Annotated in this window: 12 protein-coding genes and 1 tRNA gene; all 13 read right to left on the reverse strand. The window is 64.5% G+C overall.

The genetic code is table 11. The features are described from left to right. Positions 1–32: 32 nt before the first annotated feature. Complete coding sequence (infB, locus tag R1H25_RS10135) at positions 33–2,684, reverse strand: translation initiation factor IF-2 (protein WP_317223513.1); 2,652 nt, start codon at positions 2,682–2,684, stop codon at positions 33–35. 92 nt (positions 2,685–2,776) lie between these two features. Continuing rightward, entirely contained in the window at positions 2,777–4,288 is a 1,512-nt protein-coding gene (nusA, locus tag R1H25_RS10140; RefSeq protein ID WP_005410449.1) for a transcription termination factor NusA, read from the reverse strand. A 4-nt stretch (positions 4,289–4,292) separates the two neighbouring features. Continuing rightward, complete coding sequence (gene rimP, locus R1H25_RS10145) at positions 4,293–4,883, reverse strand: ribosome maturation factor RimP (protein WP_032128649.1); 591 nt, start codon at positions 4,881–4,883, stop codon at positions 4,293–4,295. A 367-nt stretch (positions 4,884–5,250) separates the two neighbouring features. Next, positions 5,251–5,327 (reverse strand) — tRNA-Met (locus tag R1H25_RS10150). A 127-nt stretch (positions 5,328–5,454) separates the two neighbouring features. Then, positions 5,455–6,915: an NADH-quinone oxidoreductase subunit NuoN gene (nuoN, locus tag R1H25_RS10155; protein WP_054172230.1), complete on the reverse strand. Its 1,461-nt coding sequence runs from the start codon at positions 6,913–6,915 to the stop codon at positions 5,455–5,457. Between the two features lie 15 nt (positions 6,916–6,930). Further along, positions 6,931–8,439, reverse strand: coding sequence for an NADH-quinone oxidoreductase subunit M (locus R1H25_RS10160; protein WP_049437087.1), 1,509 nt, complete (start codon positions 8,437–8,439; stop codon positions 6,931–6,933). A 23-nt stretch (positions 8,440–8,462) separates the two neighbouring features. After that, positions 8,463–10,643, reverse strand: a complete 2,181-nt coding sequence (nuoL, locus tag R1H25_RS10165; protein ID WP_317223514.1) for an NADH-quinone oxidoreductase subunit L — start codon at positions 10,641–10,643, stop codon at positions 8,463–8,465. Between the two features lie 7 nt (positions 10,644–10,650). Next, the gene (nuoK, locus tag R1H25_RS10170) at positions 10,651–10,956 is read right to left on the reverse strand and encodes an NADH-quinone oxidoreductase subunit NuoK (RefSeq protein WP_006381125.1); all 306 of its coding nucleotides are present in this window, start codon (positions 10,954–10,956) and stop codon (positions 10,651–10,653) included. Continuing rightward, complete coding sequence (locus R1H25_RS10175; protein WP_049437083.1) at positions 10,953–11,609, reverse strand: NADH-quinone oxidoreductase subunit J; 657 nt, start codon at positions 11,607–11,609, stop codon at positions 10,953–10,955. The genes nuoK and R1H25_RS10175 overlap by 4 nt, the downstream gene beginning before the upstream one ends. A gap of 9 nt (positions 11,610–11,618) precedes the next feature. Next, positions 11,619–12,107 carry an NADH-quinone oxidoreductase subunit NuoI gene (nuoI, locus tag R1H25_RS10180; protein ID WP_006381128.1) on the reverse strand — a complete coding sequence of 163 codons (489 nt, stop codon included), beginning with the start codon at positions 12,105–12,107 and terminating at the stop codon, positions 11,619–11,621. Between the two features lie 3 nt (positions 12,108–12,110). Beyond that, a complete protein-coding gene (nuoH, locus tag R1H25_RS10185; RefSeq protein WP_054172231.1) occupies positions 12,111–13,205 on the reverse strand; it encodes an NADH-quinone oxidoreductase subunit NuoH in 1,095 nt (364 codons plus the stop codon). Further along, the gene (nuoG, locus tag R1H25_RS10190; RefSeq protein WP_317223515.1) at positions 13,202–15,436 is read right to left on the reverse strand and encodes an NADH-quinone oxidoreductase subunit NuoG; all 2,235 of its coding nucleotides are present in this window, start codon (positions 15,434–15,436) and stop codon (positions 13,202–13,204) included. The genes nuoH and nuoG overlap by 4 nt, the downstream gene beginning before the upstream one ends. Continuing rightward, positions 15,433–16,773: an NADH-quinone oxidoreductase subunit NuoF gene (gene nuoF, locus R1H25_RS10195; RefSeq protein WP_057499471.1), complete on the reverse strand. Its 1,341-nt coding sequence runs from the start codon at positions 16,771–16,773 to the stop codon at positions 15,433–15,435. Before nuoF ends, nuoG begins: the two co-directional genes overlap by 4 nt. Positions 16,774–16,777: the final 4 nt, after the last annotated feature.

The following is a 16,777-nucleotide window of genomic DNA, read 5'->3' on the forward strand; positions in this document are numbered from 1 at the left end:
GGCCCGACCGTTGGTCGGGCCGCCTTGCAGCATTACAGGGTGCGCGGCACTTCGATACGCTCGAAGCACTCGATCTGGTCACCCGGCTTGACGTCGTTGTAGGCCTTCACCGCGATACCGCATTCGGTACCGTTGCGGACTTCCTCGACGTTCTCCTTGAAGCGACGCAGCGATTCCAGCTCGCCCTCGAAGATCACCACGCTGTCGCGCAGCACGCGGATCGGCTTGTTGCGCTTGACCACGCCCTCGATGACCATCGAACCGGCGACGGCGCCCAGCTTGGAGCTGCGGAAGACGTCGCGGACCTCGGCGATACCGATGATCTCTTCGCGGATCTCCACGCCCAGCAGACCGGAGGCCACCTGCTTTACCTGATCGATCACGTCATAGATGATCGAGAAGTAACGCAGGTCCACGCCGTTGGATTCAATGATGCGACGGGCCGAAGCATCCGCACGCACGTTGAAGCCGATGACGGTGGCCTTGGAAGCAGCCGCCGAGTTGGCGTCCGACTCGGTGATGCCACCCACGCCGGAGTGGATCACGTTGATGCGGATGTCTTCGTTGGACAGCGCGACCAGTGCCTGGCTCAGGGCCTGCACCGAACCCTGCACGTCGGCCTTGATGACCAGGTTGAGGACCTGCTGGCCCTCGCCCTTGCCCAGGGTCGCCATGATGTCTTCCATGCGGCTGCCAGCGGTGGCGACCAGGCGCGATTCACGGCGCTTGGTCTCACGCTGCTGGGCAACGTCCTTGGCCAGGCGCTCGTCCTCGACGACCACGAAGTCGTCACCGGCTTCCGGCACGCCGGACAGGCCCAGGACCTGCACCGGGATGGACGGGCCGGCGAACTCCGGCTGCTTGCCGGTTTCGTCGAACAGCGCACGCACGCGGCCGTACTGGATGCCGCACACCAGGTAGTCGCCCTTCTTCAGGCGGCCCTGCTGCACCAGCACCGTGGCGACCGGGCCACGGCCCTTGTCCAGCGACGATTCGATCACCACGCCCGCGGCGCGGCCTTCGTCGACCGCCTTCAGTTCCAGCAGTTCGGCCTGGATCGAGATGGCATCCAGCAGGTCGTCGACGCCCAGGCCGGTCTTGGCCGAGATCTCCACCATCTGGGTGTCACCACCGAAGTCTTCGGCCACGACCTGCTCGGACAGCAGTTCGTTCTTGACCCGCATCGGGTCGGCATCGGACTTGTCGATCTTGTTGATCGCCACGATCAGCGGCACACCCGCCGAACGCGCGTGCTGGATCGCTTCCTTGGTCTGCGGCATGACACCGTCATCGGCGGCCACGACCAGCACCACGATGTCGGTCAGCTTGGCGCCGCGCGCACGCATCGAGGTGAATGCCGCGTGGCCCGGGGTATCCAGGAAGCTGATCACGCCCTTCGGCGTATCCACGTGGTAGGCACCGATGTGCTGGGTGATGCCGCCGGCTTCGCCGGTGGCGACCTTGGTGCGGCGGATGTAATCCAGCAGCGAGGTCTTGCCGTGGTCGACGTGACCCATGATGGTGACCACCGGCGGACGCTGGGTGGCTTCGCCCTGGTTTTCACCGGTCGAGGCCAGCAGTGCGTCTTCGGCGTCGTTGTCGTTGGCACGGATCGCCTTGTGGCCGAGTTCCTCGGTCACCAGCGCGGCAGTGTCATGGTCGATGGACTGGGTGATGGTGGCCATCACGCCCATCTTGAACAGCGCCTTCACCACCTCGCCGCCCTTCAGCGCGAGCTTCTGCGCCAGGTCGGCCACGGTGATGGTGTCGCCGATCGCCACTTCACGCACCACCGGTGCGGTCGGACGCTCGAAGGCGTGCGGACCGGCGTTGCTGCCACCACGCGACATGTCGCGACGGCCGCCACTCTGGTTGCGACCACCCGGACGACCCCGGGTGTTGCTGTTGTTGCTGTTGCCACGACGCGCACGATCAGCCGCCGACAGATGCATCTGGCCGGCAAAGCGATCACCCGGGCCACGCTCGTTGCGCGGCGCGCTGCGGTTGTTGCGGTCGTCGCTGCGCGGCGGTGCCGGCGGTGCACCACGCGGTGCGGCCGGAGCGGCAGCCGGGGTACGCGGCGGGCGCGGCGCGGTTTCGTCGATCGGAGCGCGCACCTTCGGCTTGCTGGCAGCCAGCGCCTCGGCCGCCTTGGCGGCAGCGGCAGCTTCCTCGGCGGCCTTCTTCTCGGCCTCTGCGCGTTCCTTGGCGGCGACCTCTTCCTCACGGGCGCGGACAATGGCTTCGTCGCGCAGACGATCCTTCTCGGCCAGTGCCTGCTGTTCGGCGAGGTTGCGCGCGCGCGACTCTTCCAGCTTGCGCAGGATGTCGGCGCGTTCTTCGTCCGGGGTCATGGCGCGAGCACCATCCTTGACGTAGGTACGCTTCTGGCGCACCTCGACATTCACGGTCGTCTTGCTGCGACCGGAACTGACCGTCACTTCCTGCTGTTTCCGGCGGTTGAGCGTGATCTTCTTTGCAGACTGATCAGATTCTTCCGGGGCCTGCTCGGGCTTGCCGTGCGAACGACGAAGGAAGCCCAGGAGCTTCACCTTCTCGGTGCTGGTCACGACCTGGTCGGGACCGCTGAACTTCATGCCGGCACCGGCCAGCTGTTCCAGCAGTTTTTCGACCGGCGTGTTGACCAGTTCGGCAAGCTTGCGGATGGTGGTTTGCTGCGACATTCGGATCCTATGATCTTGTGGGCGCCCCCCCGCATCTGGAGGTGGCGCGGATTCTACGCCCTGAGCGGCTCAGGGCCCTGTTCATTGCCGGCTCATTCGCCGCGTTCCAGTCGGGCGATCTCCTCGGCACGTGCGGCCAGGATCAGCGCAGCGGCGCGCGCCTGATCCAGCCCTTCGATGCCGAAGTCCATGACCTCGTCGGCGGCCAGATCGGACAGGTCCTCACTGGTGCGCACGCCGTGGCCGGCCAGCGCATATGCGGTGGCTTCGTCCATGCCCTTCAGGGACAGCAGGTCCTGCGCCGGCTGGCCGTCTTCAAGGCCTTCCTCGACTGCCAGGGCCTCATTGAGCAGCGCATCGCGGGCACGAGCGCGCAGCTCTTCGACGATATCTTCGTCGAAACCTTCCACGGCCAGCAGTTCGCCGACCGGGACATATGCGATTTCCTCGACGGTGCCGAAGCCTTCGCTGACCAGGATGCCGGCGATTTCCTCGTCCACTTCCAGCTTGTCCATGAACAGCTGGCGGGCCGAAGCCTGCTCGGCCTCCGACTTGGCGGTGACCTGGTCCTGGGTCATCACGTTGAGCTGCCAGCCGGTCAGGCGGCTGGCCAGGCGCACGTTCTGGCCGCCCTTGCCGATTGCCTGGGCCAGGCGGTCTTCGGCAACGGCCAGATCCATCGAGTGCTTGTCTTCATCGACGATGATCGACTGCACTTCGGCCGGCGCCATCGCGTTGATGACGAAGTTGGCCGGGTTGTCGTTCCACAGCACGATGTCCACGCGCTCGCCATTGAGCTCGTTGGACACGGCCTGCACGCGCGAACCGCGCATGCCGATGCAGGCACCGATCGGATCGGTGCGCTGGTCGTGGGCCAGCACGGCGATCTTGGCGCGGTCGCCCGGATCGCGGGCACAGGCCTTGATTTCCACCAGGCCCTGGCCGACTTCCGGCACTTCCAGCTTGAACAGCTCGATCATGAACTCCGGGGCGGCGCGGCTGATGAACAGCTGCGGGCCACGCGGCTCCGAACGGACTTCGGCCAGGTAGCCGCGCACGCGGTCACCAGCGCGCAGCACGTCGCGCGGAATGCCCTTGTCCTTCGGGATGAAGCCTTCGGCGTTGCCACCGAGGTCGACATAGATGTTGCCGCGCTCGGCGCGCTTGACCACACCGGTGATCAGCTCGCCGACACGATCCTTCCACGCATCCACGACCTGCTGACGCTCGGCTTCGCGCACGCGCTGGACGATGACCTGCTTGGCGGCCTGGGCGGCAATGCGCCCGAAATCCGGGTTTTCGATCTGCTCTTCGATGTAGTCGCCGACGTCCACGCCTTCGGCTTCATCGACGGCATCCATCAGGCGGATCTGGCGGTCCGGCGATTCCATGACCACGTCATCGGCCACCACTTCCCAGCGGCGGAAGGTTTCGTAGCTGCCATCCTTGTGGTCGATGACCACACGGGTCAGCACTTCCTCGTCGGGATAGCGCTTCTTAGCTGCCGAGGCCAGGGCGGCCTCGATGGCATCGAAGATCACTTCACGCGGCACGCCCTTCTCGTTGGCGACCGCGTCGACTACCAGCAACAGTTCCTTGCTCATTGGCTCACTCCGCGCGCGGCTTTTTTGCCGCCGGCTCGTTGGAAGAAGAATTCGTGTTCGGCTTCGGACGCTTCGGTGCCGGACCGGTCGGCTTGCTCGGGGCCAGCCCCAGCGCCACCCAGTCGGGCATGATCCGTGCCTTGTCGATGTTGTCGGCCGACACGACCACTTCGGCCTTGTCGACGATGAAGGTGATGGCACCTGCGGTCTCGTCGATGGCTTCGATGCGGCCCTGCAGGCGGCGACGGTTGTCCTGCGGCAGCTTCAGCGTGACCTTGGCCATTTCGCCGAGGTGACGGCCGAACTGCTCCAGGTTGAACAGCGGGCGATCGACGCCCGGCGAAGACACTTCCAGCGTGTAGTTGCCGCTGATCGGGTCTTCGACGTCCATCTGTGCCGACACTTCGCGGCTGACCCGCTCGCAGTCGTCGACATTGATGATGCGCTCGGGCTGTTCAGCCAGCGGCACGTCGATGTAAAGGCGCAGGGTCGCACCGCCGGGGGCCGGCAGATACTCAACGCCCAGCAGCTCCAGGCCCAGCGACACAACGGTCGGGGCGAGCAGATTCGCGATGTCGGTTGCCTTGTCGCTCACAGCCTGCCTTGATCTCTATGGTTGGGTGCCGGCCTTGGCCAGCATGGAAACATGACGCCCCGGAAACGACAAAGGGCCCGCTGGGCCCCTTTTCCGGAAAGACTCCGGTGACTGGATTCCGGTTGCAACCTGCAGTGCCTGCCGGTTGCGGCCCTCCTTCCGGGTCCGGACTCCCGCTGGGAGGCCGCCTTCAGGGGTATTGCTAGGCCGCTGATGATAGCGACTGCACCGCGCTGGTGCAAGGTGCGGGGCCGAGACCAGGCCCCTTTTCCACACCGGCAGTCGAGCATGGCTCGACTCTACAAAAACAGAACCAATCCAAAGAAAAACGCCCTCGAAGCAGCACTTCGAAGGCGATCTCTTTACTTGGTAGCGGGGGCAGGATTTGAACCTGCGACCTTCGGGTTATGAGCCCGACGAGCTGCCAGACTGCTCCACCCCGCACCGGAAGTGTTTGAACTGCTGCCCCGCTCTTTCGAGGAGGGCTACCGCAACGATGTTCTGGCTGAACCGCTGCAGTGACAACTCAGGCTGCGCATATTACACGAATCGCGCAGCTTTGTGTCAACTTTTATGCAAGATGCGCAAATGCCTGCTGGCACCAGACCATGATCGGGTTCCAGGCCAGGCCCAGCGCCAGCAGCGCCAGCGCGTTCACGCCCAGCACCAGGCCCAGCACGCGGTCGTTGCTGCGCGGCATGGCCTCGCCCACCGGCTCATCGAAGTACATGACCTTGATGACGCGCAGGTAGTAGAAGCAGCCGACCACGGCACACAACACGCCGAGGATGGCCAGCCACAGCAGGCCGCCGTTGACGGCCGCGCCCAGCACCGCCAGCTTGGTCCAGAAGCCCAGGAACGGCGGGATGCCGGCCAGCGACGCCATGATGCACAGCACCAGGCCGGCCATCCACGGGTTGCGGGCATTCAGGCCCTTGAAGTCTTCGATGTTCTCGGCTTCGAAACCGGCACGCGACAGCGCGATGATCGCGCCGAAAGCGGCGGTGGACATGATCGCGTAGGCCAGTGCGTAGAACAGCGCGGCCGCATAGCCCTGCGAACCGCCACCGGCGATACCCATCAGCAGGAAGCCGATGTGCGAGACGGTGGAGAACGCCAGCATGCGCTTGAGGTTGCTCTGCGCGATGGCCATCAGGTTGCCGATGACCAGCGAGACCGCGGCCAGGCCGGCAATCAGCAGCTGCAGTTCGGTCGACAGCGGGCCCACGCCCATTTCCAGCAGGCGGTAGGCCATACCGAACGCGGCCAGCTTCGGCGCCGAGCTGATGAACAGAGCGATCGGTGCCGGGGCACCCTGGTACACGTCCGGCAGCCACATGTGGAACGGCGCGGCACCCAGCTTGAAGGCGACACCGGCGATCATGAACACCGCACCGGTGATCAGCAGCACGCGCTCTTCCGAGTGCGGGATGGCGTCACGGATGACGTCCAGGTGCAGGCTGCCGGTGGCGCCGTAGATCAGCGACATGCCGTACAGCAGCAGGCCCGAGGCCAGCGAGCCGAGCACGATGTACTTCATCGCCGCTTCCGAGGCCAGACCGTTCTCACGGTTGCTGGCAACCAGTGCGTAGGAGCACAGCGCCAGCAGTTCCAGGCCCAGATAAACCATCAGCAGGCTGCCGGCGGAGACCAGGATCATCATGCCGGCGGTGCCGAACAGGATAAGCACCGGGATCTCGCCCTGGAACAGGTTGCGGTCACGCAGGTAACGCCAGCCGTAGACCAGGGTCAGGCCGCTGAGCAGCACGATCCCGGTCTTCATCACGTCCGCGGCGGTATCGCGCACGAACATGCCATGGAAGACTTCCCCCTGCCCGCCCACGCCGGTGGCCAGCATGAACAGCACCACGGCCAGCGCAGCGAGCGAGAACAGGTGGGTGACGATCTTGTTCCGGTTGCTGACGAACAAGTCGAGGATCATCAGGGCGAAGGCGCTGCCGATCAGCACCAGCTCGGGAGCGAGCGGTGGCAGGTCAGCGGCGGTCAATGGCAGCAGCGGCGAGGTGGTCATCATCAAATCCTGGAATTACAGCAGCTTGCTGGATGCGATCTGCATCGCCAGCTTCGCGATCGAGGGCTCCATCAGGTCGGTCAGCGGCTTCGGGTAGATGCCCAGGGCCAGCACGCCGATGGCGAACACGCCCAGCACCAGCCATTCGCGACCGTTGATGTCCTTCAGTTCGGCAACGTGGCTGTTGGCCACTTCGCCGAAGAAGATGCGCTTGTACAGCCACAGGGTGTAGGCGGCGCCGATGATCAGGGTGGTGGCCGCGCCCAGCGCGATCCACGGATTACGCTGGAAGGCCGACAGGATGACCATGAACTCGCCGACGAAACCGCTGGTGCCCGGCAGGCCGGCATTGGCCATGAAGAACAGCATGGCGAAGGTGGCGAACCACGGCATCACGTTGACCACGCCGCCGTAATCGGCGATGCGGCGGCTGTGCATGCGGTCGTACAGCACGCCGACACAGGAGAACATCGCGCCGGACACGAAGCCGTGCGAGATCATCTGCACCATGGCGCCCTGCAGGCCCAGGCGGGCGGCATCGGCGTTGCCGGCTTCACGCACCAGCCACAGCGCGATGAAGGTGCCGAGGGTGACGAAACCCATGTGTGCGATCGACGAATAGGCGATCAGCTTCTTCATGTCGTCCTGCACCAGGGCGACCAGGCCGACGTAGATCACGGCGATCAGCGACAGCGCGATCACCAGCCAGGCCCATTCCTGCGACGCGTCCGGGACGATCGGCAGGTTGAAGCGCAGGAAGCCGTAGCCACCGATCTTCAGGGCGATGGCGGCCAGGATCACCGAACCGGCGGTCGGCGCTTCCACGTGGGCGTCCGGCAGCCAGGTGTGGACCGGGAACATCGGCACCTTGACCGCGAAGGCGATCAGGAACGCGAAGAAGATCCAGGTCTGCTCCTTGGCCGACAGCGGCAGCGCGTACAGGTCAGCCAGCTGGAAGCTGCCGCCCTTCATGTACAGGTAGATCAGTGCCACCAGCATCAGCACCGAGCCGAGGAAGGTGTACAGGAAGAACTTCAGCGCGGCGTAGATGCGGCGCGGGCCACCCCAGACACCGATGATCAGGAACATCGGGATCAGCATCGCCTCGAAGAACACGTAGAACAGCATCGCGTCCGTGGCCGAGAAGATACCGACCGTGACGCCTTCCAGGATCAGGAAGGCGGCCACGTACTGGTTGACGCGCTTGTCGATGGCGCTCCAGGCGCCGATCAGGGCAAGCACGCTGACCAGGGTGGTCAGCAGGATCAGCGCCACGGCGATGCCGTCCACGCCCAGGTTGTAGCCGATCTTGTACGCCGGGATCCAGGCATGGGTCTCGACGAACTGCAGACCGTCGATGCCCGCGTTGTAGCCGCTCAGCAGCGAGAGGCTTGCAACGAAGGTGAGCACCGCTACGCCCAGGGACGCCCAGCGGGCGGTCTGCGCATCACGGATCGCAAGGATCAGGGCGCCACCGATGATCGGCAGCCAGATGAGGACACTGAGTAGAGGCCAGTTCGACACGTCTTCTTATTCCGTACAGGTCATCAACGCAGGTAATGCATCAGCACGCCCAGAAGGGCAATCAGGCCGATGATCATCGCGAAGGCGTAGTGATAGAGGAAACCGGATTGGGTACGACGCAGCACGCCGGCTGCGACGTCCACAACACGTGCCGAAAGATTGACCACGCCGTCGACGATGTTGCTGTCGATCCAGCGTGCGACCTTGCCCAGCCTGACGCTGCCACCGGCAAAGCCATCGATCCACAGCTTGTCGAAGCCGTACTTGTTTTCCAGCACCGACACCAGCGGGGCGAAGGTCTTGCGCGCCTTGCCCGACAGGTCCGGCTTCCACAGGTAGAACAGCGCAGCCAGCAGGAAGCCCGCCAGGGTCAGCCAGAACGGCGGCAACATCATGCCGTGCAGCGCGAACGCCACCGGTCCGTGGAACTCTTCGCCCAGGAAGGCAACGGTGTTCTTGGCCGGATCGTAGAAGTCGACGATGCCGGTAAAGAACGTGTTGACCTGGCCCTTGATGGCGTCGTGTGCATGGTGGCCAGCCCAGTCGGTGCCGTGCAGCATCGGACCAATGCTGAAGAAACCGATGGCGATCGACGGGATAGCCAGCAGGATCAGCGGCAGGGTCACCACCCACGGGGTTTCATGCGGCTCATGCGGACCGTGGCCATGGCCGTGGTCGTCATGGGCATCGCCGTGGTGGGCATCAGCATGGTGGGCGTCAGCGGCGTGGTGATCGTCATGGCCGTGGCCATGAGCATGATCATCATGCGCGTCGCGGAAACGCTCCTTGCCATGGAAGGTCAGGAACAGCAGGCGGAAGCTGTAGAAGCTGGTCACCAGCACGCCACCCAGCACGGCCCAGTAGCCATAGGTGGCCACCCAGCTGTTCTGCATGTGCGCGTGGATCTCGGCGGCCTCGATGATGGTGTCCTTCGAGTAGAAGCCGGAGAAGAACGGCGTACCGACCAGTGCCAGCGTACCGATCCACATGGTGACGAAGGTGATCGGCATGTACTTGCGCAGGCCGCCCATCTTGCGCATGTCCTGCTCGTGGTGCATCGCGATGATGACCGAACCGGCACCCAGGAACAGCAGCGCCTTGAAGAAGGCATGGGTCATCAGGTGGAACACGGCCGCCGAATAGGCCGACACGCCCAGCGCCACGGTCATGTAGCCCAGCTGCGACAGCGTGGAGTACGCAACGACGCGCTTGATGTCGTTCTGCACGATGCCGATCAAGCCGGTGAAGAACGCGGTGGTGGCACCGATGAACAGGATGAAGTTCAGCGCGGTCTGCGACAGCTCGAACAGCGGCGACATGCGGGTGACCATGAAGATGCCGGCGGTCACCATCGTCGCGGCATGGATCAGCGCCGAGATCGGAGTCGGGCCTTCCATCGAATCCGGCAGCCACACGTGCAGCGGAACCTGGGCCGACTTGCCCATGGCACCGATGAACAGGCAGATGCAGATGACGGTGGCGATCGACCAGATCACCGGCTCGTTCAACAGCTGCATGCCCAGGATCGTGCCGTCCCAGATCTGCAGCTGGGCACGCGGGTCAGCCAGCATGCCGGCCTGCGAGAACACCTGCGAGTAGTCCAGGGTGCCGAACACCCACAACACGCCGGCGATGCCCAGCAGGAAGCCGAAGTCACCAACGCGGTTGACCAGGAACGCCTTCATGTTGGCGAAGATCGCGGTCGGGCGCTTGAACCAGAAGCCGATCAGCAGGTACGACACCAGGCCCACCGCTTCCCAGCCGAAGAACAGCTGCAGGAAGTTGTTGCTCATCACCAGGGTGAGCATCGAGAAGGTGAACAGCGAGATGTAGCTGAAGAACCGCTGGTAGCCCGGATCGTCCTGCATGTAGCCGATCGTGTAGATGTGGACCAGCAGCGACACGAAGGTCACCACCACCATCATCATCGCGGTCAGCTTGTCGACCATGAAGCCGACGTGGGCCGAGTACTGGCCGACTTCGAAGAACGTGTAGATGTTCTGGTTGAACGGCTGCGCGCCGCCCCAGAGCAGCTGGTAGAGCGTGTACATCGACAGGCCGCAGGCAACCGCAACGCCGAGGATGGTGATGGTCTGCGCGCCGAAGCGCTTGACCTGGCGACCGAACAGGCCGGCGATGATGCTGCCGAACAGCGGTGCAAGCACCACTGCGATCAACAGACTCTTGGAGAGAGTGATTTCCATCTGTGGATCAGCCCTTCAACGAATCGACTTCGCCGACATTGATCGTGCGGCGGGTACGGAACAGGGTCACCAGGATCGCCAGGCCGATGGCGGCTTCCGCGGCGGCGACGGTCAGGATGAAGAACACGAACAGCTGGCCGGACGGATCGCCCAGCTGACGCGAGAACGCGACGAAATTGACGTTCACCGACAGCAGCATGAGCTCGATCGACATCAGCAGGACGATGACGTTCTTCCGGTTGAGGAAGATGCCGGCCAGGCTGATGGCGAACAGCACCGCGCCCAGCGCAAGCATGTGGCCAAGGGTAATCACGGCTGGGTCTCCTCGCCGGCGGCCGGCTTGCTGTTGCTGTGCACGACCGGTGCTTCGGCGCCCATCTTGACCATGCGCAGACGCTGGCCGGCCTTGACCATGGTCTGCTCGCCCGGGTTCTGGCTCTTCACGCCGGTACGGCGACGCAGGGTCAGCATCACGGCGGCAACCACGGCCACGGTCAGGATGACCGCAGCGAACTCGAACGGCAGCAGGTATTCGGTGAACAGCGTGCGGGCCAGCCAGGTGACGTTGGAGCTGTCGGCGGCGAGCGCGGCGGCGTTGTCGGCCGGGAACGGGGTAACCGCCCTGCCCTTCACGCCGATCAGGATCAGCATCTGCACCAGCATCGCCACGGCAACGATGAGACCGACCGGCAGGTAGCGCACCCAGCCCTCACGCATCTTGGTGGGATCGATGTCCAGCATCATCACCACGAACAGGAACAGCACCATCACCGCGCCCACATACACCAGCACCAGTGCCACACCGAGGAACTCGGCGCCGACCAGCAGCCAGACGCAGGCGATGGAGAAGAAGGTCAGCACCAGGCAGAGCACGGCGTGAACCGGGTTGCGCACGCTGATCACCGCACCGGCCGAAACCGTTGCCGCGATGGCGAACACCCAGAAAGCGATATTTACCCAATCCATCTCTCGACCTCAGCGGTAAGCGGCATCGGCGGCGCGACGCTCGGCGATCTCGGACTCGAGACGGTCGCCCAGGGCCAGCAGCTGCGGCTTGGTAACGATGTTTTCGCCACGATTCTCGAAGTGGTACTCGAGGATGTGGGTTTCGACGATCGAGTCCACCGGGCAGCTTTCTTCGCAGAAGCCGCAGAAGATGCACTTGAACAGATCGATGTCATAGCGCGTGGTACGGCGGGTGCCGTCTTCGCGCTTGGCCGAGTCGATGGTGATGGCCAATGCAGGGCATACCGCTTCGCACAGCTTGCAGGCGATGCAGCGCTCTTCACCGTTGGGGTAACGGCGCAGGGCGTGCAGGCCACGGAAGCGCGGCGACTGCGGGAACTTCTCCATCGGGTACATCATCGTGTACTTGGGCTTGAAGCTGTACTTCAGCGTCAGCCAAAGGCCGCCCAGCAGTTCGAGCAGCAGCAGGCTCTTGAAGTAATGGGTAATCCTGTTCATCACTTAGACGCCCTTTTGAATCACGCCGAAGAACACCATGACGGCGGTAACCGCGATCCACAGAATGGCCAGCGGAATGAAGACCTTCCAGCCCAGGCGCATGATCTGGTCGTAGCGGAAGCGCGGGAAGCTGGCACGGAACCAGATGTAGGCACTGGCGAAGAAGAACACCTTGACGAACAGCCACGGTGCACCGCCCTTCCAGATCCAGTCGACCAGCGGCGAGACGTCGCCGAAGTTGACCCAGCCCTGGACCGGGCTCAGCCAGCCGCCGAGGAAGAAGATCGAGATCAGGAAGCTGATCAGGATCATGTTGGCGTATTCGGCCAGGAAGAACAGCGCGAAGGCACCGCCCGAGTATTCGACCATGTGGCCGGCAACGATTTCCGACTCGCCTTCCACCACGTCGAACGGTGCGCGGTTGGTTTCAGCCACGCCCGACACCCAGTAGATGATGAACAGCGGGAACAGCGGCAGCAGGAACCAGTCGAAGAAACCGGAACTGCCGGCCTGCGCCATCACGATGTTGCTCAGGTTCAGGCTGCCCGACGCGATCATCACGCCAACCAGGGCGAAGCCCATGGCGATTTCGTAGCTGATCATCTGCGCCGAGGCGCGCATCGCACCCAGGAACGCATACTTCGAGTTGGATGCCCAACCGGCCAGGATGATGCCGTAGATGCCCAGCGAGGTCATCGCCAGCAGGTACAGCAGGCCGGCGTTGGCATTGGACAGCACGATCTGCGAATCGAAGGGCACCACCGACCAGGCCGCGAAGGCCGGCGCCAGGGTGATCAGCGGTGCCAGCAGGTAGATCGCCTTGTTGGCGCTGCTCGGCTGGACCACTTCCTTGAACAGCAGCTTGAAGACGTCGGCGAAGGCCTGGAAGATGCCCATGCCCACGTACATCGGGCCGTGGCGGACGTGCATCCAGCCGATCAGCTTGCGTTCCCAGACCACATAGAAGGCCACCGAGATGATCACCGGAACGGTGATCACCAGGATCTTCAGGATGATCCAGATCAGCGCGCCGATGTCACCGAGGCCAAGCAGCCACTGGTGCAGCGGGTCGACCGCGTTCAACAGCAATTCGTTCATGCAGCCACCACCGTTACGCGAGCGGCACCCAGCGGCGCGGTCGCGCCGTGGCCCGATTCAATCCAGACCGAACCCGCAGCGACGCGGGCGTCGACCACCACCGGCAGGGTGGCCTTGCCGGCATCGGTGCCGACCTTGGCCATCTGCCCTTCCTGCAGCTGCAGGCGAGCGGCATCTTCAGCGTTCAGCACGATGCGCGGGGCGTTGTTCAGCGGATGCGACTGCAGCGCTGGGGCGCGACGGACCACCGCATCGGTGCGGTAGATCGCGGCGGTCGAAGCCACTTCCAGGCCTTCGCCGCCAACCACCGGCTGCGCCGAAGCGGCAACGGTGACCGACACCGGGGCCAGGCTGGCACGCAGGCCGGCCAGGTCGGTGAAGTCGAAACCGGCCAGCGCCATGTCGCCGCCCAGTGCGCGCAGCACGCGCCAGCCCTCACGGGCCTCGCCCGGCAGCTTGCCGCCGGCACGGGCCGACTGCTCGCGACCATCGAGGTTGGTCAGGGTGGCATCGATTTCCGGCAGCGCACCGATCGGCAGGATCACGTCGGCAACATCACGGGTGGAGACGCAGGCGAACTGGCTGAAGGCCACCACCTTGGCGCCGACCAGCGCCTTGCGCGCGGCGGGCGCGTCGGCGAAGTCCAGGCCCGGCTCCAGGCCGTACACCACGTAGGCCTGGCGCGGCTGCGCCAGCATTGCGGCGACGTCCTTGCCGGCCGGCAGCACGCCGGCGCGGGTCAGGCCAACGGCGTTGGCGCCCTGCGGGATGCGGCACAGCTTGGCACCGGTGGCGGCAGCGAACTCACGCGCGGCGGCGCGGATCGCGGCAGCCTGCGGGTGGTTTTCGGCGATGCCACCGACGATCAGCACGGTGTTGTTGCCGCCCTGCACGGCCGAACGCAGCTCGGCGTTGGCCAGTGCGTCGACGAACTTCGACGGCGCGACGATCTGCTTGCCGGCAATGCTGAAGGCGAAGTCGAAGTCCACCGGGTTGACGACGTGGATCTTCGCGCCCTTGGTGGTCTGCGCCTTGCGCAGGCGGGCGTGCAGCAGCGGCAGTTCGTGGCGGATGTTGCTGCCCAGAACCACGATGCGGTCGGCGCCTTCGATCTCGGCCAGCGGCAGGCCGAACACTTCGGCGGTTGCGGCGTCGGAGAAATCGCGGTTGTTGATGCGGTGGTCGATGTTGCTCGAGCCCAGGCCTTTGGCCAGGCGGGCCAGCAGCGCACCTTCCTCGTTCGAGGTGGACGGATGCACCAGCACGCCCAGGTTGTCGCCCTGGTTGGCCTTGAGGATCTCGGCAGCCGCGGCCAGGCCTTCGGCCCAGCTCACTTCCTTCCACTCGCCATTGACCTTGCGCAGCGGCTTGACCGCACGGTCTTCGCTGTACAGGCCCTGGTGCGAGTAGCGGTCACGGTCGGACAGCCAGCACTCGTTCACCGCTTCGTTGTCGCGCGGCACGGTACGCAGCACTTCGCCGCGACGCACGTGCAGGAACAGGTTCGAACCCATCGCGTCGTGGTAGCCCAGCGATTCGCGCGCGGTCAGTTCCCACGGGCGGGCACGGAACTGGAACACCTTGTTGGTCAGCGCGCCGACCGGGCAGACGTCAACGACGTTGCCGGACAGCTCGGTGGTCAGCGGCTTGCCGTCGAAGGTACCGATCTGCAGGTTCTCACCGCGGTACATGCCACCCAGTTCATAGGTACCGGCAACGTCGGCGGTGAAGCGGACGCAGCGGGTGCACTGGATGCAGCGGGTCATCTCGGTGGCGACCAGCGGGCCCATGTCCTCGTCCGGCACCACGCGCTTGCGCTCGTTGAAGCGGCTGACCGAACGGCCATAGCCCAGCGACACGTCCTGCAGCTCGCACTCGCCGCCCTGATCGCAGATCGGGCAGTCCAGCGGGTGGTTGATGAGCAGGAACTCCATCACCGAGCGCTGGAACTTCAGTGCCTTCTCGCTGCGGGTGGCGACCTTCATGCCATCCATCACCGGAGTGGCGCAGGCCGGCGCCGGCTTCGGCGACTTTTCCACGTCCACCAGGCACATGCGGCAGTTGGCGGCGATCGGCAGCTTCTCGTGGTAGCAGAAACGCGGAATCGAGATGCCGGCCTTGTCGGCCGCCTGGATGATCATCGAACCCTTGGGCACGACCAGAGACTTGCCATCGATTTCGATGGTCACGTGATCCGGTGGCACGTTCGGGTTTACGGGTTGCGCGCTCATGCGGCGGCTGCCTCCACCTTCTTGCCGTCAACCATCGAATGACCGTTGACGATGTAGTACTCGAATTCGTCCCAGAACTGGCGCAGGAAGCCCTGGATGGGCCATGCAGCCGCTTCACCGAACGCACAGATGGTGTGGCCTTCGATCTGGCCGGCCACCGCCTTCAGCTGGTGCAGGTCTTCCATCGTGGCCTTGCCGGCGACGATGCGCTCCAGCACGCGGTGCATCCAGCCGGTACCTTCACGGCACGGCGTGCACTGGCCGCACGATTCCTTGTGGAAGAACTGGCTGATGCGGCAGGCGAACTTGACGCAGCACACGCTGTCGTCGAGCACCACGATCGCTCCCGAACCCAGGCCGGAGCCCAGTGCACGGATGGTGTCGTAGTCCATCGGCAGGTCCTCCAGCTCGGCCGCGGTCAGCACCGGCATCGACACGCCGCCCGGGATCGCGCCCTTCAGCGTGCGGCCCGGACGCAGGCCACCGGCCATTTCCAGCAGGTCGTGGAATTTGGTGCCGAGCGGCACTTCGAAGTTGCCGCCATTCTGCACGCAGCCGGACACCGAGAAGCACTTCGGACCGCCGTTGGCGGTCAGGCTCAGGCCCTTGAACCACTCCGGACCGTTGCGGATGATCGCTGGCACCGAACCGTAGGTTTCGGTGTTGTTGATCGTCGACGGCTTGCCATACAGGCCGAAATTGGCCGGGAACGGCGGCTTGTAGCGCGGCTGGCCCTTCTTGCCTTCCAGCGATTCCATCAGCGCGGTTTCTTCGCCGCAGATGTAGGCGCCGGCGCCCAGCGCACCGTAGATGTCGATGTCCACGCCCGAGCCCATCACGTTCTTGCCCAGCCAGCCGTTTGCATAGGCATCGGCCAAGGCCTGCTCGAAGTGCTCGAACGGCTCGTGGTGGAACTCACCGCGCAGGTAGTTGTAACCCACGGTCGAACCGGTGGCGTAGCAGGCGATCGCCATGCCTTCCACCACCGAATGCGGGTTGTAGCGCAGGATGTCGCGATCCTTGCAGGTGCCCGGCTCGGATTCGTCCGAATTGCAGAGGATGTACTTCTGCATGTTGCCCTTGGGCATGAAGGACCACTTCAGGCCGGTCGGGAAGCCGGCGCCACCGCGGCCGCGCAGGCCCGAGGCCTTGACCATCTCGATGACCTGCTCCGGCGGGATCTTCTCTTCGAGGATCTTGCGCAGGGCGGCGTAGCCACCGGTCTTCAGGTAGCTTTCGTACGACCACGGAGTGTCGTAATGCAGGGTGGTGTAGACCACCTGGTGCGGCAGCGGCGCGGGGCCGACCGGACCCTTGGATTCGTGGTGATGTGCCATGCCC

The organism is Stenotrophomonas veracruzanensis (genome assembly GCF_032911525.1).
Lineage (GTDB): Bacteria > Pseudomonadota > Gammaproteobacteria > Xanthomonadales > Xanthomonadaceae > Stenotrophomonas > Stenotrophomonas africana.

What these genes read in the sequence shown, in the direction of transcription:
- infB (WP_317223513.1), bottom strand. Translation starts at nt 2,684, where the DNA reads ATGTCGCAGCAAACCACCATCCGCAAGCTTGCCGAACTGGTCAACACG.
- nuoF (WP_057499471.1), bottom strand. Translation starts at nt 16,773, where the DNA reads ATGGCACATCACCACGAATCCAAGGGTCCGGTCGGCCCCGCGCCGCTG.
- nusA (WP_005410449.1), bottom strand. Translation starts at nt 4,288, where the DNA reads ATGAGCAAGGAACTGTTGCTGGTAGTCGACGCGGTCGCCAACGAGAAG.
- nuoL (WP_317223514.1), bottom strand. Translation starts at nt 10,643, where the DNA reads ATGGAAATCACTCTCTCCAAGAGTCTGTTGATCGCAGTGGTGCTTGCA.
- nuoI (WP_006381128.1), bottom strand. Translation starts at nt 12,107, where the DNA reads ATGAACAGGATTACCCATTACTTCAAGAGCCTGCTGCTGCTCGAACTG.
- R1H25_RS10175 (WP_049437083.1), bottom strand. Translation starts at nt 11,609, where the DNA reads ATGGATTGGGTAAATATCGCTTTCTGGGTGTTCGCCATCGCGGCAACG.
- nuoG (WP_317223515.1), bottom strand. Translation starts at nt 15,436, where the DNA reads ATGAGCGCGCAACCCGTAAACCCGAACGTGCCACCGGATCACGTGACC.
- nuoH (WP_054172231.1), bottom strand. Translation starts at nt 13,205, where the DNA reads ATGAACGAATTGCTGTTGAACGCGGTCGACCCGCTGCACCAGTGGCTG.
- nuoN (WP_054172230.1), bottom strand. Translation starts at nt 6,915, where the DNA reads ATGACCACCTCGCCGCTGCTGCCATTGACCGCCGCTGACCTGCCACCG.